This is a genomic window from Paenibacillus oralis, assembly GCF_003863965.1.
Classification (GTDB): Bacteria; Bacillota; Bacilli; order Paenibacillales; family Paenibacillaceae; genus Fontibacillus; species Fontibacillus oralis.
Genome location: NZ_RRCN01000001.1, coordinates 5,182,317 through 5,198,066 on the forward strand (window position 1 = coordinate 5,182,317; position 15,750 = coordinate 5,198,066).

16 protein-coding genes and 1 pseudogene are annotated in these 15,750 nt (G+C 45.0%); 15 read left to right on the plus strand and 2 right to left on the minus strand.

Going from position 1 to position 15,750, the window contains the following annotated elements:
• Positions 1–19 precede the first annotated feature (19 nt).
• The 12 genes and pseudogenes from EHV15_RS23140 (at position 20) to EHV15_RS23200 (ending at position 11,595) form a co-directional block, all read left to right on the plus strand.
• Positions 20–574: a nucleotidyltransferase family protein gene (locus EHV15_RS23140; RefSeq protein ID WP_128635490.1), complete on the plus strand. Its 555-nt coding sequence runs from the start codon at positions 20–22 to the stop codon at positions 572–574.
• Between the two features lie 885 nt (positions 575–1,459).
• Positions 1,460–2,092, plus strand: coding sequence for a hypothetical protein (locus EHV15_RS23145; protein WP_128633300.1), 633 nt, complete (start codon positions 1,460–1,462; stop codon positions 2,090–2,092).
• A 4-nt stretch (positions 2,093–2,096) separates the two neighbouring features.
• Positions 2,097–3,524: a contractile injection system protein, VgrG/Pvc8 family gene (locus EHV15_RS23150; RefSeq protein ID WP_246061746.1), complete on the plus strand. Its 1,428-nt coding sequence runs from the start codon at positions 2,097–2,099 to the stop codon at positions 3,522–3,524.
• 14 nt (positions 3,525–3,538) lie between these two features.
• A complete protein-coding gene (locus EHV15_RS23155) occupies positions 3,539–4,156 on the plus strand; it encodes a hypothetical protein (protein ID WP_128633301.1) in 618 nt (205 codons plus the stop codon).
• Positions 4,153–4,668, plus strand: a complete 516-nt coding sequence (locus EHV15_RS23160) for an imm11 family protein (RefSeq protein ID WP_128633302.1) — start codon at positions 4,153–4,155, stop codon at positions 4,666–4,668. Before EHV15_RS23155 ends, EHV15_RS23160 begins: the two co-directional genes overlap by 4 nt.
• 14 nt (positions 4,669–4,682) lie before the next feature.
• Positions 4,683–5,090: pseudogene (locus EHV15_RS23165) on the plus strand (DUF4280 domain-containing protein); the annotation flags it as partial.
• Positions 5,091–5,796: 706 nt separating this feature from the next.
• On the plus strand, positions 5,797–6,276 hold the full coding sequence (locus EHV15_RS23175; protein WP_128633303.1) for a hypothetical protein: 480 nt from the start codon (positions 5,797–5,799) through the stop codon (positions 6,274–6,276).
• Positions 6,277–6,297: 21 nt separating this feature from the next.
• Positions 6,298–6,585, plus strand: coding sequence for a DUF4176 domain-containing protein (locus EHV15_RS23180; RefSeq protein ID WP_128633304.1), 288 nt, complete (start codon positions 6,298–6,300; stop codon positions 6,583–6,585).
• Positions 6,586–6,615: 30 nt separating this feature from the next.
• Positions 6,616–9,375: a contractile injection system protein, VgrG/Pvc8 family gene (locus tag EHV15_RS23185; RefSeq protein ID WP_128633305.1), complete on the plus strand. Its 2,760-nt coding sequence runs from the start codon at positions 6,616–6,618 to the stop codon at positions 9,373–9,375.
• 61 nt (positions 9,376–9,436) lie between these two features.
• A complete protein-coding gene (locus EHV15_RS23190) occupies positions 9,437–10,144 on the plus strand; it encodes a hypothetical protein (RefSeq protein WP_128633306.1) in 708 nt (235 codons plus the stop codon).
• Positions 10,145–10,329: 185 nt separating this feature from the next.
• Positions 10,330–10,749: a hypothetical protein gene (locus EHV15_RS23195; protein WP_128633307.1), complete on the plus strand. Its 420-nt coding sequence runs from the start codon at positions 10,330–10,332 to the stop codon at positions 10,747–10,749.
• Between the two features lie 246 nt (positions 10,750–10,995).
• Positions 10,996–11,595: a BAR domain-containing protein gene (locus EHV15_RS23200; protein ID WP_128633308.1), complete on the plus strand. Its 600-nt coding sequence runs from the start codon at positions 10,996–10,998 to the stop codon at positions 11,593–11,595.
• Between the two features lie 68 nt (positions 11,596–11,663).
• On the opposite strand, the gene EHV15_RS23205 is transcribed toward EHV15_RS23200, so the two are convergent.
• Positions 11,664–11,894 (minus strand): helix-turn-helix domain-containing protein, encoded by a 231-nt coding sequence (locus EHV15_RS23205; protein WP_128633309.1) that lies wholly within the window; start codon positions 11,892–11,894, stop codon positions 11,664–11,666.
• Positions 11,895–12,381: 487 nt separating this feature from the next.
• On the opposite strand from EHV15_RS23205, the gene EHV15_RS23210 reads away from it, so the two are divergent.
• Together EHV15_RS23210 and EHV15_RS36630 are read left to right on the plus strand one after the other, a co-directional pair.
• A complete protein-coding gene (locus EHV15_RS23210) occupies positions 12,382–12,675 on the plus strand; it encodes a DUF6809 family protein (RefSeq protein WP_036622503.1) in 294 nt (97 codons plus the stop codon).
• Positions 12,676–12,969: 294 nt separating this feature from the next.
• Positions 12,970–13,368, plus strand: a complete 399-nt coding sequence (locus tag EHV15_RS36630) for a hypothetical protein (protein ID WP_178075937.1) — start codon at positions 12,970–12,972, stop codon at positions 13,366–13,368.
• A gap of 25 nt (positions 13,369–13,393) precedes the next feature.
• Here the strand turns inward: EHV15_RS36630 and chrA are convergent, their stop codons facing one another.
• On the minus strand, positions 13,394–14,641 hold the full coding sequence (chrA, locus tag EHV15_RS23220) for a chromate efflux transporter (RefSeq protein WP_246061747.1): 1,248 nt from the start codon (positions 14,639–14,641) through the stop codon (positions 13,394–13,396).
• Between the two features lie 112 nt (positions 14,642–14,753).
• On the opposite strand from chrA, the gene EHV15_RS23225 reads away from it, so the two are divergent.
• Entirely contained in the window at positions 14,754–15,686 is a 933-nt protein-coding gene (locus EHV15_RS23225) for a Gfo/Idh/MocA family protein (protein WP_128633310.1), read from the plus strand.
• Positions 15,687–15,750 lie beyond the last annotated feature (64 nt).

Consider the following 15,750-nt stretch of genomic DNA (forward strand, 5'->3'; position numbering starts at 1 on the left):
TGAATCGGGTTCTCCCGCGATGAATGATGCTACAGGTTTACGGGAAGCGATCCTGCAGCAGCCGGAAATGCTGGAGGATTTGCGGGCGGTGGCCGAACTCGGGCTGCCGCAAGGCTGCATCGCCGCCGGTTACGTGCGCAATTTCGCGTGGGATGTGCTGCATGGTTACACCCGCCGAACCCCGCTGCACGACGTTGACGTGTTGTATTATGACCCCAAATGCTTGGACGAGGCTGCGGAAAAACAATATGAAGCTGCACTAAGAGCGCGCAGCCCGCTGCGGAATTGGTCGGTCAAAAACCAGGCCCGTATGCATTTGCGAAACGGGGAAAAGGCGCCATACCGTTCGGTTGAAGACGCGATGCGGTATTGGCCAGAAACGGCCACTGCGGTAGGAGTGCGTCTACATCCCGGGGACGATATTGAGCTTCTCGCGCCTTGGGGGCTGGACGACTTGCTTTCACTGAAGGTACGGCAAAGCCCGTGCTTCCGGGACACCGTCGTGTTTAGGCAGCGAGTGACAGCCAAAGAGTGGCTGCGTCTGTGGCCCCGGCTTCAACTGATCGAAGAGTAACGTACCAAATGCTTTACGCCTAGGAGGACATTGGCCGGTTTCTGCCGCTAACTTGCGGTAACCGGCCTACTTCTTTTTCTGTAATTATTTTGGCTCAACCTAATAATCAGCGCTTGACAGGTCAAGCCGGTACCCGATCGTGGCAAGAAATATCGGCAGATCAACATCCGCTGTCCGGACGCTTTGCACGATTATCCCGTTTGATCCGGAAGCAGAGAGGAGGATAAATTCAGGAGAAGAAAATAGGTTTGGGAGAAGCAGACATGTTCGAGATCGTTAGAAAGGTTTGTGAGAAGGAGGTTTAGGAGAAGTGAAGCAGACCTGATGGGAGGAATGTGGCAAGACACTGGGAAAAATGAAAGGACAGTGATTAGCCCCCACCCTCTACCCACTGAACAAAAGGGATAATCGTGCAAAGCAGCATCCAGGGATACCAACCAAGACACGAACGCTATAGACAGCCACCTCAGAGCCAAAGTCATAATTTATTTGGTCAAGCACTGATCTCGGTTTTGAGCCATTATTTTATGGATGATTTCGAAAAAACAGGAGTATAGTCCTAGTAATAATGGAAGATGTAATAAAATGCCTATTCTTCTATTGAACTGTCATCCAATCCCCGTGTTAATTGTATAAATTTTCACATTATGAGCTTTTTGGCTATTTTACATTAACCGTTATATATCGGATTGACTGCTTTGAATTTATAGACATTTCCATAAAATAGGTCTTGAATTGGATAAATATCCCTCACATTCATTTTTATATAGGACTAAACGCCTTATTTCACTCAAATATGCTATATATTGACAATCGAGAAGGACGATGTTTATGATTACCCCTAAAGACCTGATAAAAGAGTATCATTTTCTGGGGGTAAGTTAAATGGAACATTGGGATTTAAAGATCATATCTGCCATCAATGAACGTGATCGAACCGAGGAACCAGATGAGTCCGTTATGTCCGATGATGATAGCTCACCACAAATTCGCAACGGTCCGGACTTGAATCAGCCCATTATTGTCATTAACGGTGAGCGGGTTCCTTTCGGCGAAAGGGCCATATTGCAAAATCAACTGATCGTCACGATGCCTAAAACTTTTCACGAGATGACGCCCGAGATGGCTGCACTCAAATATCCGTCCGAGCACCGTCCCAAGCTTATTTTTACTAATGAGCATAATACGATAGATTTGTCTTTCAATCATACCTTAGACCCGATTGACCCCTCTGAATTTGAGGCGTTTACGGAGCAGATGGTTCAGCTCATCAAACGAACCCAGAAGATTATCGAATGGATCGAACAAGGAATACGGGAGCTGGCAGGCAAGAAGATAAGCTACTGTGAGTTTGTTACCCCCGTAGCCGATGCCAATATGTACAACATGCTTTACTTTACTGAGTTAAAAGGCACGCTTTTGATAGCTACGTTCAATTGTTTGAATCAAGAGAAAGAGGGTTGGAGAGCCGTTGCCAAAAGCATGCTGGATTCATTGAAATTTGCAGAGGAGGTATGAAATCGTGAGCGAAAATATTGCACTCACCTACCACCATCTTAACGTCAGCCCGTTTGAATTGGTCAATTTGCAGGAGTTGACGATAACGAAAAAATTTAATGAACATGCTTATTTCGCTTTTACCGGAATCGTCTCGGAGGAAATCAAGGACAGCTATGTACGATTGAGCGGATCCGATACGCCTGTGGTTATTAGTCAAACGGATGATGAAGGGAAAAGCACTCCTTTATTTTGCGGTTTAATTCAGAACATTTCCGTAAACACCATCCGCGACGTTTTTTATCTGAAGGTCGAAGGGGTATCTTATACTTATTTGCTCGACATAGAGAAGAAGCGCAGGTCTTTTCAAAATAAGAATATGACCTATGCTCAACTATTAAAAGCGATAGCTGCCGATTATCCCGATGTCGATATTTTGGATGCGGCTACAGATGGGGCGATTATTGGAAAGTTTACGATGCAATATCAGGAAACGGACTGGCAGTTTTTAAGAAGACTTGCTTCTAGGTCCCGAACGGGACTAATGCCAGCCGCAGGATTTGACACTCCCAAAATTTATTTTGGATTGTTGGACAGCAGTTCCAAAGGAGAGCTTTCCAGTTTTAATTATAGAGTTCGCAAAAAGATGGATACTTTCCGTTATACGATTCACAATACGAACGCAAATGTGAATGAGGAAGATTTTATCTATTACGAGGTCGAAACCCATCAAGCGCTTGAATTGGGCAATACGGTTGAATTCAAAGGAAAGCAGCTTTATGTCTTCGAAGCCGAAATCAGGATGAAGGATGGCCTGCTTACCCATCGTTATATATTAAGCACTCGGGCCGGGTTAAGGCAACCGGTGTATCATAATGACCAAATTATCGGCGCCTCTATCCAGGGAAAGGTAATCGATGTTGAAAAAGACCGGGTAAAACTCCATTTGAACATCGACCGGGAGCAGAAACCGGAAGCAGCGCATTGGTTTCCGTATTCTACCATGTATTCGGCGGAAGGCAACACCGGGTGGTATTGCATGCCGGAAAAGGGCGACACGGTTCGCGTCTATTTTCCTGGAAACAAAGAGGAAGAAGGGGTTGCAACCAGTTCCGTCAGATCCGGCGATAACGGGAACGGGAGTAGCAAGTTGGGGAACCCGGATATCAAGTATTTCCGTACGCCCTCGGGCAAGGAACTTATGTTCAGTCCGGAAGAGATCGTAATAACCGGGAAGGATGGGGAAATATTCATCCGTTTAAGTGAAAAAGAGGGCATAGAAATTTCAAGCAGCCTTCCGATTCAACTGAATACCAAAAAGGACTTGGTGATGAATGCCGATCATTCCATTGTTTTTTCGGCCAAAGAGGAGATTGAAATGACGTGTAAGGAAAGCCGCCTTGTTTTAAACGGGGATGCGACCATTGTCGGTACTGAACTGAAGACAAATTAGCGCCGGAGGGAATCATGGGCGAGGCTATTTTGCAATTCAAGGAAGAGGTAGTTAAACCAACCCGCGTACAAGCTATGAAGTTAATCGATGAGCACTGCAAGAAATACAAGGACGAACTGGTGAATGATTTTATCAGCCACTTCCGCCAGTTTTGTGTTCAAATCACGAATGTGCAGAAGACGGGGGCGAAAGGGAAGGTCGCTCATTTTACATACTCCTTGTTGAGGACGCAAATTCAACAGGGGAAGGGGTTATTTTTGGCAGAAGCCACGGACTCCTCATGGTTGCTTGATAGAACTCCAATCAGATCGACCTACGATGCGAATTGGGCGATAAAGCCTTTGTTCCAAATGGAGGAAATTTGGGCCCAGGAATTAAAACAGCAAAGTCTCACTTACGCGGGAAAAGTCACCTTGGCGGATTTTGAGAAACTGCGTTTGCAGGAAGCGGGAGTCATCCATAGTTTTGTGGCTGCTTTGATTCGCGGAGCTTTATTTGCAGCGGTAGAAACACAGGAGTATGCGGAGATTGACAAAGAGGATATCGTCGAAGTTCGTGTAGGGGAATACATGGACTGGAGTGAAGCGGTATTTAAGGAAGATCGGAGTATGAAGGGGTCAATCGATCAATGAACTTGGACTTTTATATGTTGACTCAGGATCACCGAATCCAAGGTGCTTTAAAACCTCTTGGGGTTCGAGAGCACTTACGTTCTAAAGAAGCGGATGCCAGTAAAAATTATCTGCATTTTCTGATTGAAAAAGCGGAGAGAGTGGTGGAGGTAGATTTTATTGAAAAGCCGCTTCCGCTGATGTCCGACCGTCTTAAACAGCTCATAGAGAAATTTAGTCCGAAGCTGAAGTTTCAACCTGCCGGTCTGATGAATCTCGAAAAAGGGGAGCAGTACTGGTACTGGCTTGCTTCTTTTCCCAAAGTGGCATGCTTGTCCGCAGCAAGCGAGTTTCACCTGAATGGGACCATGAAACGGATTGTCATTGATCCTGCGAAAGCGGGGAATCACCCGATTTTTCAGTTGGAGAGTCCTCTTGAACACTATGTTGTCGTAAACCTGATGTTGGCTGAGAGTATGCTACGAAGAGATTTTACAGGATTGAAACTGACTTCAGTAGAGCAGGACCAGTAGAGGGAGAGGTGTAAATGCATACTATAGGAGTGATACGACCTCAAGGCGATCATGTTCCCTATGCTGTTGCAGGCGCAATCGTAAGCTGCAGCTTCGGAACGCAGCCCAGCCGGCTGAAGCTTCCCTTAAGCCACGGAGTGTACACCAAAGATAAGGCGCTGATGAACGTAAACGATTATCAGCCGTTAAAGAATGTGATGCCTTTCGGAAATTGCACCAGTCCTTTAAATCCTGCGGTGATCACCGGGAAACTCGATATCTTAGGCGTGCGGAAGGCGCCGTGCATCCCCGTATTAACGAAAGCGTGGCTGAACGGCAAGGCGGATAAGAGCGTTGAGGGGCATCCGGCACTCACCAAAGAATCGACGAATATGTGCTTATACTGCGGGATGATCAAGATTGAAGATGAAGGACAGAATTTGGCCCCTTCCGTCCAGGAAGAGGAACCGCCGCAATCAAACGCTTTTCTGGAATTTGTTTTTGGCGCGGGGGACGCGGCTTTAGAGGATGCCAGTATGGGGCTGCTATTCAATGAACAATCCCAGACGGATCATCCGATCGCCCGGAAATCAGGGGAAGTATTTGGCCACTTAGCGACTACAGTCGTTGGGGCGGTGGAAACGACCATGGCTGTTGTCGGATTTGGCGGGTCAGTCGTGGTATCCGCAACAGGCGCGGGAGCGCTTGTGGGGGTGCCGGCTGCAGCAGCAACCGCCGCGGGAGTCTCTTATGGCTCCAATGTCACCGTCCAAGGTGCGATGAATACCGGGAGCAGCGCGGGCGAGTTGTATAGTATGATTAAGGGTGGGGGAGGTAGTCAACGAAAATTCGGACAGAATGGGGCACAATTTGAGAGTAAAACAGTTTGGCAAAATGGTAAGACAGAAAGAATAGATGCTGAAAATCCAAATCCAGGACAACGAGATGGTCAAATTCATTATCATGAACCAGATAATACTAAGTGGTACTTCGATGCTGAATCAAAGACTTTTTACGATCAGAAGACCGGAGAATTAGCTCCAAAATATATACAAAAAAAGATTCAAGACAAAGAAGTACAAAAGGCTATAAATAAAGGATTGAAACTATTGGGAGAAAATCCCATATTTTGAAGAGGAGAATGGTTGTATGGATATTTTGAGTAATAAGATGAAAGAAATTATAGAAAAGGTTGACTTGGAAAGTAATGATGTTAACTTTCTTGGCCTGGAAAATATAGTAGATCCAAATATTGTTGAAGCAAACGGATGTTTAATTTTGGATATAGACCACAAATTAAACGTAGACAAAATCGATTGGCACCGAGTATTGAAGTTTCATGGAGATTTCACTGGGTATGAAGCATCATGTAATGAACTGCGAATTAATGATTACTTACCAGATACAACGGATAAGGAAAGTATCTTTAGAATAGCTTATACGGTGATGAATAAATGGGCAGAGAAATTAAAAAAATCTTATCCGGATTTTCAGTTTGTTATTATCTTAAGCTATGACTTCGAGTATGCGACGCTTCGTTTTCATACATTACGTCAAGATGAGGCGAGTTGGATTAGCGATGATATAGAACATTCCGAGCAAGCGATATTTATTAAGAAAGTTTTATAACTGAACGAAAGGACACTTTCCATGCACTTTTTACCAAACGGCACTATTGTGCAACTAAAAGGCGGAAACAAGAAAATTATGATCTTTGGGAGGATGCAAACTCAAGCAGATACCGGACAGGTATGGGATTATATCGCCTGTTTGTATCCGGAGGGATTGCTGAATCCCAATCAGGTATATTTGTTTAACCAAGAGCAAGTTGAACAAGTCATATTTACGGGTTTTCAGGACATGGAAGAACTGGCCTACAATCAATTTCTTCAGGAGTTAAAGCAGCAGGGGGATTCGGAGCTTAAGAAAGAAGAATGACCTTGAGGGGTGTTGCCGAGGAGGGAGCTTATGGGGACAGAACAAGCGGTGGCCGGATACGGACAGGTCCGGCTCATATCACCTTATGAGATACATACCTTAACGGAGCTGCGAATCGAACAAAACTTGAATGAGCACGGGCGGTTAACAGCACGAGGAATCATACCGGATGACAAACAAGATACGTACATACATATTCCCGTCAGCTATCAATCGATTGCGGTACAGGAAGTAAATGATAAAGGAGAACCAGGGCGAATCCTGTTTCAGGGATTGGTGCAGGAGATCAACATTAATGCGGTACAAGGGATTTATTATTTGGAATTGAGTGCTATAACCCACTCGATTCTATTGGATTTGGAGCCGAGGAGCCGGTCCTTTGCAGGAGATAACGGGACTTACCTGGACATCATTGACACGGTTCTGGCCGCTTACGATGGGGCGGACAAGCTAGATAACGCCTTGGATAAAGAGCGGCCCGAAGGGATGGTACTCCAGTATAAAGAGACGGATTGGGCGTTTATACGCCGGATCGCTTCGCGGTTTGGAGCGGCGATATTCCCCGAAATAACCGCGGCATCTCCCAAGTTGTTCATTGGGATTCCCGAAGGTCGTTATTGGGAGTTGCTCAGTCAACCATACAGTATACAGCGGGATATGGCGGGGGAAAAAGAACTAAGAACCAGCGCTATTCACGATGCACATAGTATAGACGGCACAATATATACCGTGGAGACCGGGCAGCTATATAAATTAGGCGATAAAGTAGAGTTCCAAGGGAAAGAGTTTACGGTAATCGCATCTACGGGACATTTTCAAGCAGGACATCTGGTATATGAATACCGATTGATGCCAACCGGGAAGGCTTGGCAAAAACCGTTATATAATATCCCTTTAATCGGCAGTTCCTTGGAAGGAACGGTGCTAGAGGTTAAGGGGAGCGAAATTCAGGTCCACCTGAGCATTGATGGTGAGCAGAGGAAGGAAGTCAAACATTGGCTGGCCTATGAATCTCCTTATACCGCGGAAGGGCATGGCGGATGGTATTGTATGCCGGAGGCCGGGGATACGGTACAGGTTTATTTTCCGGCGGCCACGGAAGAATCGGCGGTAGCAACCAGTTTACGGAGAACATCTCCATTGCCTGCTCAAGCATCTTCGCCGGATACTAAAATCTGGTCTACTCCGGCAGGCAAGGAGATGAAGTTGGGGACGTCCGACTTCACTGTAAGCGCAAGCCGGGGGCGAGTGTATCTTAAACTGGAGGATCAAAGCGGGGTAACTGTCCAGAGTGAGGAAGACTTGCTTTTTACCAGCCGAACAAACTTGCGGGGAACTATGAATAGGCTTACAGCACAGGCTGGCGAAGCTATCTATATGCGGTGCGGATCAAGTTCGATTATACTGGATGGAGAAGCGGATATACGAGGCGAACGTCTACGCGTAGAGGGCCTAAAAAAATCGCCGGTCTTTGTAGAGGATCTGCCCCCCGTCCCGGAGGCGCCATTTGTCGGGGAAGCGGCCGATACGCAGCAGACAGCGGAGACAAAGAACGGTGCCAAAATAGGCGTAATGGATACGGTTCAGCTAGCCTTAAATGTGGCGGGAGTTCTTCCGGGAGTAGGTTTTGCGGCGGTAGCGGCCAAGGCAGGAATCGCAGCCGCCAAGCGGGATTTCACTGGAGCCGCTTTAGCGGTTGCTTCCGCGCTTCCGTTTGTAGGCTGGGTGGCGAACGCGGCGAATATAGCAAGATCTTCTTTGGCAAGTGCAGGAAATTTGAGACAAGCATCGTTTCAGTCCATGATTGATGCGATGCAGCGTGCCGGCATGGAGCTGGCAGGTATGGGGTTCATTGGGAAGATGTTTACGGCTGCCCGTGGGATGCAAAGCGATATGACGGCGGAGGAGTGGGCTGAGCGGCTGAAGGGGGCAATGCAGCCAGTATCCTATCTGCCAGATCATTATGTCGATACTAACATGATGATACGGGAAGTAAAGAAAAGCTTGAACTGGTCTGATGACTTGACGCAAGATGTTGTTAATGCTGTAGTAGAACGAAGAGATACGGATGATACCGTGAAAGCCATGAAGAAGAAGTACGATGTCAATGTTCTACAAGGACTGGCGTATATAACAACCAGCTATCATGCGGAAGATGCCGGGATGTCGTTCAATGAATTATTTGTGGATAATACGTATCGTTCAAGCGAAGTTCCTTACATTGGAAATAATAGTGCTCAAGGTATGAGTTTGGGGTCTACTGGGTTAAAGAAGTTTAATGGAGTTAATATTCCGAACAAAACGGGACAATACACGAACTTCAAGAATATAATGAAAGATGCTAATATTAATCTGAATCCGCAGAACTATAAGTTTGCACGGGAAGAAGTACCAGAACTTTCTACCGGATACGGTTCAGTGGGTAGAGGTTTTTTTAATGGAAGGTATAGACTTGACCGTATTGCGGACGAGCCGTTCATTCAGTTTAATAGGAGTGGCGGTGGGGGAGCGGGTGCATCTAATGTAAAGTATTCGAGATGGGTACCCGAAGGTTGGCAGAAGGTTTTTGAGACAAAATCCCTTTATCAACTCGCTAAGGAAAATGGATGGACACTCGGAAAACAAACAATTAATAGTTCAAATGAAAGAAAGGCTTTCATTTTTAATTCCGACGGTGATAAAATTGGGGAGGCTCATTTAGGGCATAAGTTGAAGGGAAAAGTTGTTCAGGATCATTTTCACTTAAATTCAGAAGTAGAAAATATTCATCATGTTCTTCCAGATAAATAATTAAACAAAATATAACTCTTGAAATTCTTAGAAGAGTGTCAGAAGTTAAAGGAGGTAGGAAATGGAAAGTAGTTGGTTTATTATTTCTGATTTTCCGTTTAACCCTAAATTTCATTATGAGATATTCCAACTGTTGTTAAATAATCATTCTAAAATTCTGCTTAGAAAAGATAGTGTAGAGTTTGAAGAAATGGATGAGGATGTTCAAGCAGAAATAGTGGAGGAGAATTTTAGCCAATATGTTGATGATGTTCTTCATTTTAATTCAAAAAAAGTAAAAGATGATTTAGATAACGAGATAAAAAAGTTGCTTATCAAGTCAGATGATACATTATCAGAAAGTCGTAGCTATCCCGAATTGTTCAACTCTACAGTTGACGATGAAACACTAAATAAAGTTAAGTTACTAATAACAGAAAAAATAAATCAGTCATACGAGATAGGTACAATCTTTAGAAAAGAAGCATTGAGATTTCGAGACATAGAAGATAGGTCATTTCTAATTGTGGAAGACAAAAAGAAAAAATTTGATTGGTATGAAATAAGTCATGATGAATTGCACCATGCTTTAGTTAGTGAGGGGCTGTACAATATTATTATAACAAATGATATTAAAAATTTTAACAACTATAAATATTATCTAAATTTTGTTGAAGATGAAGAGTTTATTTTAGCGATTAAGGATAATACAGGAAATTTCGAACAAGAAATTGTTCCCAAAATTAAACAAGTATTTTCTAATAGATTTGAAATTAAAACGAGTATTTGATGGATTTCCTTAAAAATTGAATTTAACAATTGTAAAGTGTTATTTCATTTTGACGATCTAACTTTTAGGAGAATCCTTGTAAAAAATGCGTTACGCTGAATAGGTCGATTATGGTCAAATACAACCGTAGTCGACCTGATTTATTTTTATCAAGGAATTGAAAAGCAAATAAAGGCGGAAGAAAAATGGTTAATACGATTAGACTTGACATTTCAAAGTCGCAGGCCATTCTTTTATATTTACCTTGTGAAAAGAAGGACATTGTTCCTACTACCGATGTATTTATGAAATATTGGCGTGGTGGAAGCATTGAATATGATTTGTTTGTAAGTGATTTTATTAATGAGGCAGTAAAGCAACTTTATAATTTGCTTGCACGAACAATGAATAATGAGCTCCAACTTAACAAGGATTTTGTTGATCAAGGAGTAGGCTATTTCCATAACATTTATGCTCATGAATTATGGACGAACGATAATTTAGATATTGATGATCCGGCTGAGGAATTTTTAGTCTGGTCAACACCTACTGAAGTTGGTATTGAATCATACATTTATAATATTGACGATGAAATATACCTTGAAATCAGTCCGATTTACAAATGAAACAGTGATTATCCAGATGACGAAAACGAATTCCAAACTTTTGAGGAGTATATAAACCAACATCAGATGATTGAGTTAATCCATATTAAGCGGGATGTTGCATTACAATGGCAAAAAATACTTAATGAGTTAATAGAGATAGCCCACTCCAACGAAAGGTACTGGATTGAAAATAAATAAACCCAATTGTTAATGCTTTAATCGATAATTTTATACTAATAAAATAATAATAAAGAAGGTCAATAGATGCTCAATCTATCTGAATTCATTACGTACTCTATAGGCAATTCAGTTCAATATAATGATGATTTTCATGATATATTAGAGAAAATTTCAGAAAATGATGACTTGCTTGAACAGTACTGTTCTCTACTTCATGACCGGTTATTGAGTTTTGATCCAATTCAGTTTGCAAAGTTATTGATTGTTATTCAGGATTTAGTACTAACTTGGGAGGTTAATACTAAACAATTATACCTGTTGATCCTTGAAATCATGTTCCATGAAAATAATGAAAGTTGTTCTCATGCAAATAAATTTACTAGGCTTTTACTGAAGTTAAATAAAAATAAAACCGTTGTTTTTGAAGATATTCTTGAAAACACTACTCCTGAGAATATCAGCAGCGTGAGAAAATCGATACATTCTTTGTATGGTAACTTTGTTTTTGAAGAATTGGATCGTGTTTTAATTGACAGGTTCTTGCACACTATTTTGACTTCGTTAAAGATAAGTAATGAAAACAGCGAGTTTCTTAAAAAAGATATTGTAAATTATTTAATCAAAAAACTAGAAAATCCACAGTTCGAGAATTATCGGAAAGAACTATTAGCTCATTGTAAGTAAATTTACCTTAGCACTATAAAGAGCAGGTCAATTATGGTCAGATACCACCATGATTAACCTGTTTTTTCTTAATGCGATTTATCTGGAAACACTTTGTCTTCAACCGAAACAATAAGTTGGTCCACCGTGATGTCCAAGGTCTCACAGATCTGCTCCAAAGTACGAATATAAACTCTGTCGACAGAATCAGAACACAGATGGTTAATGGTAGGGTGGCGAATCCCCATTTTTCGGGCAAGTTCTCTCTGGGAGATGCTTTTCTCGGCAAGAATTTCTTTTAATCTTAACCTGATTTTCATAAACGCTCCTCCGAAGCCGGTATTTATAAGCGAAACTATTGAATAGGGCATGGCATAGGCCAGAAGAGTGAAAGATTTTAAGTGAAAGACGAAACCTTGTGTTCCCTTATTCCACGGTCTATATGCGAATTATACTACGCCAACTATAATTAGCCGATTAAAATGTGTGACATAAATTTTACGATCCGATTAATATAAAAGTAAACAGAAAAGGAGAGTTTCCATTCTTGAAACTAATTGATGCAAGAAAACGAAAGGGATTGCCACTGGAATTTTTGTCAGCCGATAATTTTAATTTGGGGGTGAAAGTAAGGCTCAATCTAGAAATGGGGACTTGACGAATCTGCGCTAACGGTTGTCATCGCGGTTATTAGTCCAAAAGACGAGGTTGTAAGGCGGGCATTGAAGCGGCAGACTGCACATTTGCTCTATGATGCGTCAGCCTTTCTTTCAAAGTGTTGCAGTCGATACGAAGGGAAGATGAAAAATGAAAAGTATGCTGGAAGCATTATATTATGGCGAAATTCATCCAGAAGGAAATATCGTTCCTAGAGATCCCGAATACCGTAAAATTAACAGAAGTATATCCGAGGCCATGGAAATATGGAAAGAGAAACTATCTGCCGATGATTTTAACCAGCTTGAAGCTATGCTCGATTTGTGCCGCCAGTCCGAGTCGATGTATGCTACATCTACTTTCACAGACGGGTTTCAGCTTGGGGCGTTAATGATGATAGAAATATACGCGGCTATGGAAGAACTTCTGTATGATTTAGGGTAATTTTCGGTAACACATATTTAAAATTATATGATTTACGAAAAGCCTGTTTCTATATTTGTCTAAGTAGGAACAGGCTTTTTTCGCCAGGAGGTAAAGCAATATAAGCTTCCTGAAAAAAAGCAGCTTCGGAAGCATATGCTTCAGTAGGCCTTTTTGACCGGAGGAACATTTCACCCGGCTGCCTCTACCCGTACGATCATTTAGTTCAACGCCCCCGCCATGATTTGTGATAAAATTTGAGTGACCCGCGTACGACGCTTCTTAGAATACTTACTGATAGGGGAATAAAAAGCGATGAACAACTCAAAGGGATATTTTTATTATTTGCTTTGGATCGTTGGGGCGATCGTGCTTGTGTATTACGGACAGCAGTTTACCCACATGATGGATCACAAGACCGGCACGTTGTACAGAATGGACTACAGCTTGCTGGGGGATATCGTATATTCTTTTGTGTTCGGACTTTACTTGAGCTTTTTGAGCGGATGGCCGCGCCGGAAAAGCTTGCACCGCCCGCTGTTCTTTTTCGTATTTTTGCCCAGCCTCATCCTGCTGTTGTACCCGCTGATAACGATTTATATCAACCAAATTCGCATCACCGGGTATCACCAATGGGTGGGGCAGGTACAGCTGTTCTTTATTGGGCTGCTCAGCGGCTACTCCTTAATGAAAAGCTTGTTTTCCAGTAAATGAACTCGATTGGTTTCCGAAATTAGATTTACGAGCCGTAGGCCCAGCCGAGCATAACGCCGCCCGCGGCGCCGGCGAGGACGGCGATCCAGGGGGGCAGCTTCCAATAAACGAGCAGCGCAAACAAGGCAAGCACCAGCACAACGTCACCGCTATGCCGGACGGAGGAGGTCCAGATCGGATCGTACAAGGCGGCGAGCAAAATTCCGACCACCGCGGCGTTGACGCCTTGCAGCGCGCGGTGGATGTTCGGCAGGCCGCGTAGGCGGCTCCAGAACGGAAGCACCCCGATGACAAGCAGAAAGGCCGGTAAAAAAATCGCGACCGTGGCCAGCACGGCGCCGAATACTCCGCCGATCGCCGCTCCCAAATATGAGGCGAACGTGAACAGCGGCCCCGGAACCGCCTGGGCCGCGCCGTATCCGGCAAGGAAATCCGCTTGGCCGATCCATCCCCGGGGCACAACTTCGCTTTCCAGCAGCGGGAGCACGACATGGCCGCCGCCGAATACGAGCGAACCGGCCCGGTAGAAACCGTCGAACAGCTGCAGGCCGGGGACAGGCCATAACCAACCGCTGAGCGTGAGGATCACCAGGAGTCCAAAGAAAGCCGCCAGAGCGGCAAAGGCCCACTTTCTGCCGAGATTTATCGCTGTGGATGGCTCCTCGTCTGCCCGGGAAGGCGGAGCGCCGGGCAAGTCGCGGTACAGCCATATGCCGATAAGTGCCGAAATTAGAATAATCAGCACCTGCGTAAGCCCGTTTGACCATAACAAGGCGCAGGCGGCTGCAAGCACGGTAATCGTAGCCCGGCTGCGTCCGGCGGCGAGCTTTTGGCCCATGCTCCATACGGCTTGCGCCACGATCGCCACAGCGGTGAGCTTGAGACCATGCAGCCAACCGCTATCCGCCAGTTCCGTCCCTTTTAGCAGCAGCGCGAACAGCACAAGCAATAAGACGGATGGCAGGGTAAATCCGGCCCAGGCCGCTAACGCTCCGAGTACGCCGCCGCGATACAGGCCGATCCCCATCCCCACTTGGCTGCTTGCCGGGCCTGGGAGGAGTTGGCACAACGCGACCAATTCCGCATATTTTTGCTCGCTAAGCCATTTACGCTTTTTTACGTATTCCTCATGAAAGTAACCGAGATGGGCGATCGGCCCTCCGAACGAAGTAAACCCCAGCTTGGCGGAAACCGCAAAAATCTCCCCTGCGCGGCGAAGAACGCTTTGAGGAGAAGGGGGGGACGCAGCGGGTTCAAGCGTATCCATTTCCATAATTACCGCTCCTTTTTTTGCTGCCTCCCCAATTTGGTTGAGGCGTTTCCCACCACTTTATCACATCATTGTTAACGCAGAGCAAATTGCTAGATGACGAGGAGGATTTTTGATGCGTATAGGAATTATCGGGTTGGGCGATATCGCACAAAAGGCGTATTTGCCGGTAATGACGGGCAGGGAGGACATCGAGCTTGTTTTTTGTACCCGGAACCGGGAAACATTAGGCCGGCTGGCCGCTAAATACCGTGTTGCGAAAACGGTGGACAGTGTGGAGCAGTTGATCGAAGCCGGAGTGGAAGCGGCCTTTATTCACAGTGCAACGGAAGTGCATCCCGCGATTGCCGAACAACTGATTAGCCATGGCATTCATGTCTATATCGATAAGCCGATCGCCTACAACTATGAACAAGCCATAAGCGTCAGCCGGTTAGCGGAGCAAAAAGGCGTCAAGCTGATGACAGGTTTCAACCGCCGCTATGCCCCGATGGTTGCCGCGATGAAAGCGAAGGAACACCGCCGGCTTGTGCTGATGCAGAAGAACCGGACCCACTCGCCGGATTACGCTCGCCGCTTCGTTTTTGACGATTTTATACACGTCGTGGATACGATCCGTTTTTTGGCTCCCGGCGAAATCAACGATGTCCGCGTGTCGGCGCATGTACAGGGCGGGAAGCTTTATCATGTTGCGCTCCAGCTTGAGGGGAACGGTTTTAGCTGCATGGGGATTATGAACCGCGACTCGGGAGCGAACGACGAAACGGTGGAAGTGATGAGCCCGGGCAACAAATGGAGAATCGACGGCCTGAATACGACGGAGCATTTTGCCGGCGGCGAAACGCGGCTGCTTAAATTTAACGATTGGGATACGGTGCTGTACCGCCGGGGGTTCGTGAGTATCATCGATCATTTTATCGCGTGCGTGAGGGAGGACAAACCGCTGGCCATTTCGCAGCAGGATGCCCTCGAGACTCATAGGTTGTGCGAGGAGATCGTGAAGCAAGCCGAAGCCAGCGGCGCCGAGCCTTGGGAACCGATGGGGTGAAACAAAACCGCCGTTCAGCACGTATTTAACAGCATAGGTGCATCCAAGGGAACATCGCGCAGCG

What these genes read in the sequence shown, in the direction of transcription:
- EHV15_RS23185 (WP_128633305.1), top strand. Translation starts at nt 6,616, where the DNA reads ATGGGGACAGAACAAGCGGTGGCCGGATACGGACAGGTCCGGCTCATA.
- EHV15_RS23140 (WP_128635490.1), top strand. Translation starts at nt 20, where the DNA reads ATGAATGATGCTACAGGTTTACGGGAAGCGATCCTGCAGCAGCCGGAA.
- EHV15_RS23155 (WP_128633301.1), top strand. Translation starts at nt 3,539, where the DNA reads ATGGGCGAGGCTATTTTGCAATTCAAGGAAGAGGTAGTTAAACCAACC.
- EHV15_RS23175 (WP_128633303.1), top strand. Translation starts at nt 5,797, where the DNA reads ATGGATATTTTGAGTAATAAGATGAAAGAAATTATAGAAAAGGTTGAC.
- EHV15_RS23200 (WP_128633308.1), top strand. Translation starts at nt 10,996, where the DNA reads ATGCTCAATCTATCTGAATTCATTACGTACTCTATAGGCAATTCAGTT.
- chrA (WP_246061747.1), bottom strand. Translation starts at nt 14,641, where the DNA reads ATGGAAATGGATACGCTTGAACCCGCTGCGTCCCCCCCTTCTCCTCAA.
- EHV15_RS23210 (WP_036622503.1), top strand. Translation starts at nt 12,382, where the DNA reads ATGAAAAGTATGCTGGAAGCATTATATTATGGCGAAATTCATCCAGAA.
- EHV15_RS23180 (WP_128633304.1), top strand. Translation starts at nt 6,298, where the DNA reads ATGCACTTTTTACCAAACGGCACTATTGTGCAACTAAAAGGCGGAAAC.
- EHV15_RS23190 (WP_128633306.1), top strand. Translation starts at nt 9,437, where the DNA reads ATGGAAAGTAGTTGGTTTATTATTTCTGATTTTCCGTTTAACCCTAAA.
- EHV15_RS23205 (WP_128633309.1), bottom strand. Translation starts at nt 11,894, where the DNA reads ATGAAAATCAGGTTAAGATTAAAAGAAATTCTTGCCGAGAAAAGCATC.
- EHV15_RS36630 (WP_178075937.1), top strand. Translation starts at nt 12,970, where the DNA reads ATGAACAACTCAAAGGGATATTTTTATTATTTGCTTTGGATCGTTGGG.
- EHV15_RS23225 (WP_128633310.1), top strand. Translation starts at nt 14,754, where the DNA reads ATGCGTATAGGAATTATCGGGTTGGGCGATATCGCACAAAAGGCGTAT.
- EHV15_RS23160 (WP_128633302.1), top strand. Translation starts at nt 4,153, where the DNA reads ATGAACTTGGACTTTTATATGTTGACTCAGGATCACCGAATCCAAGGT.
- EHV15_RS23145 (WP_128633300.1), top strand. Translation starts at nt 1,460, where the DNA reads ATGGAACATTGGGATTTAAAGATCATATCTGCCATCAATGAACGTGAT.
- EHV15_RS23195 (WP_128633307.1), top strand. Translation starts at nt 10,330, where the DNA reads ATGGTTAATACGATTAGACTTGACATTTCAAAGTCGCAGGCCATTCTT.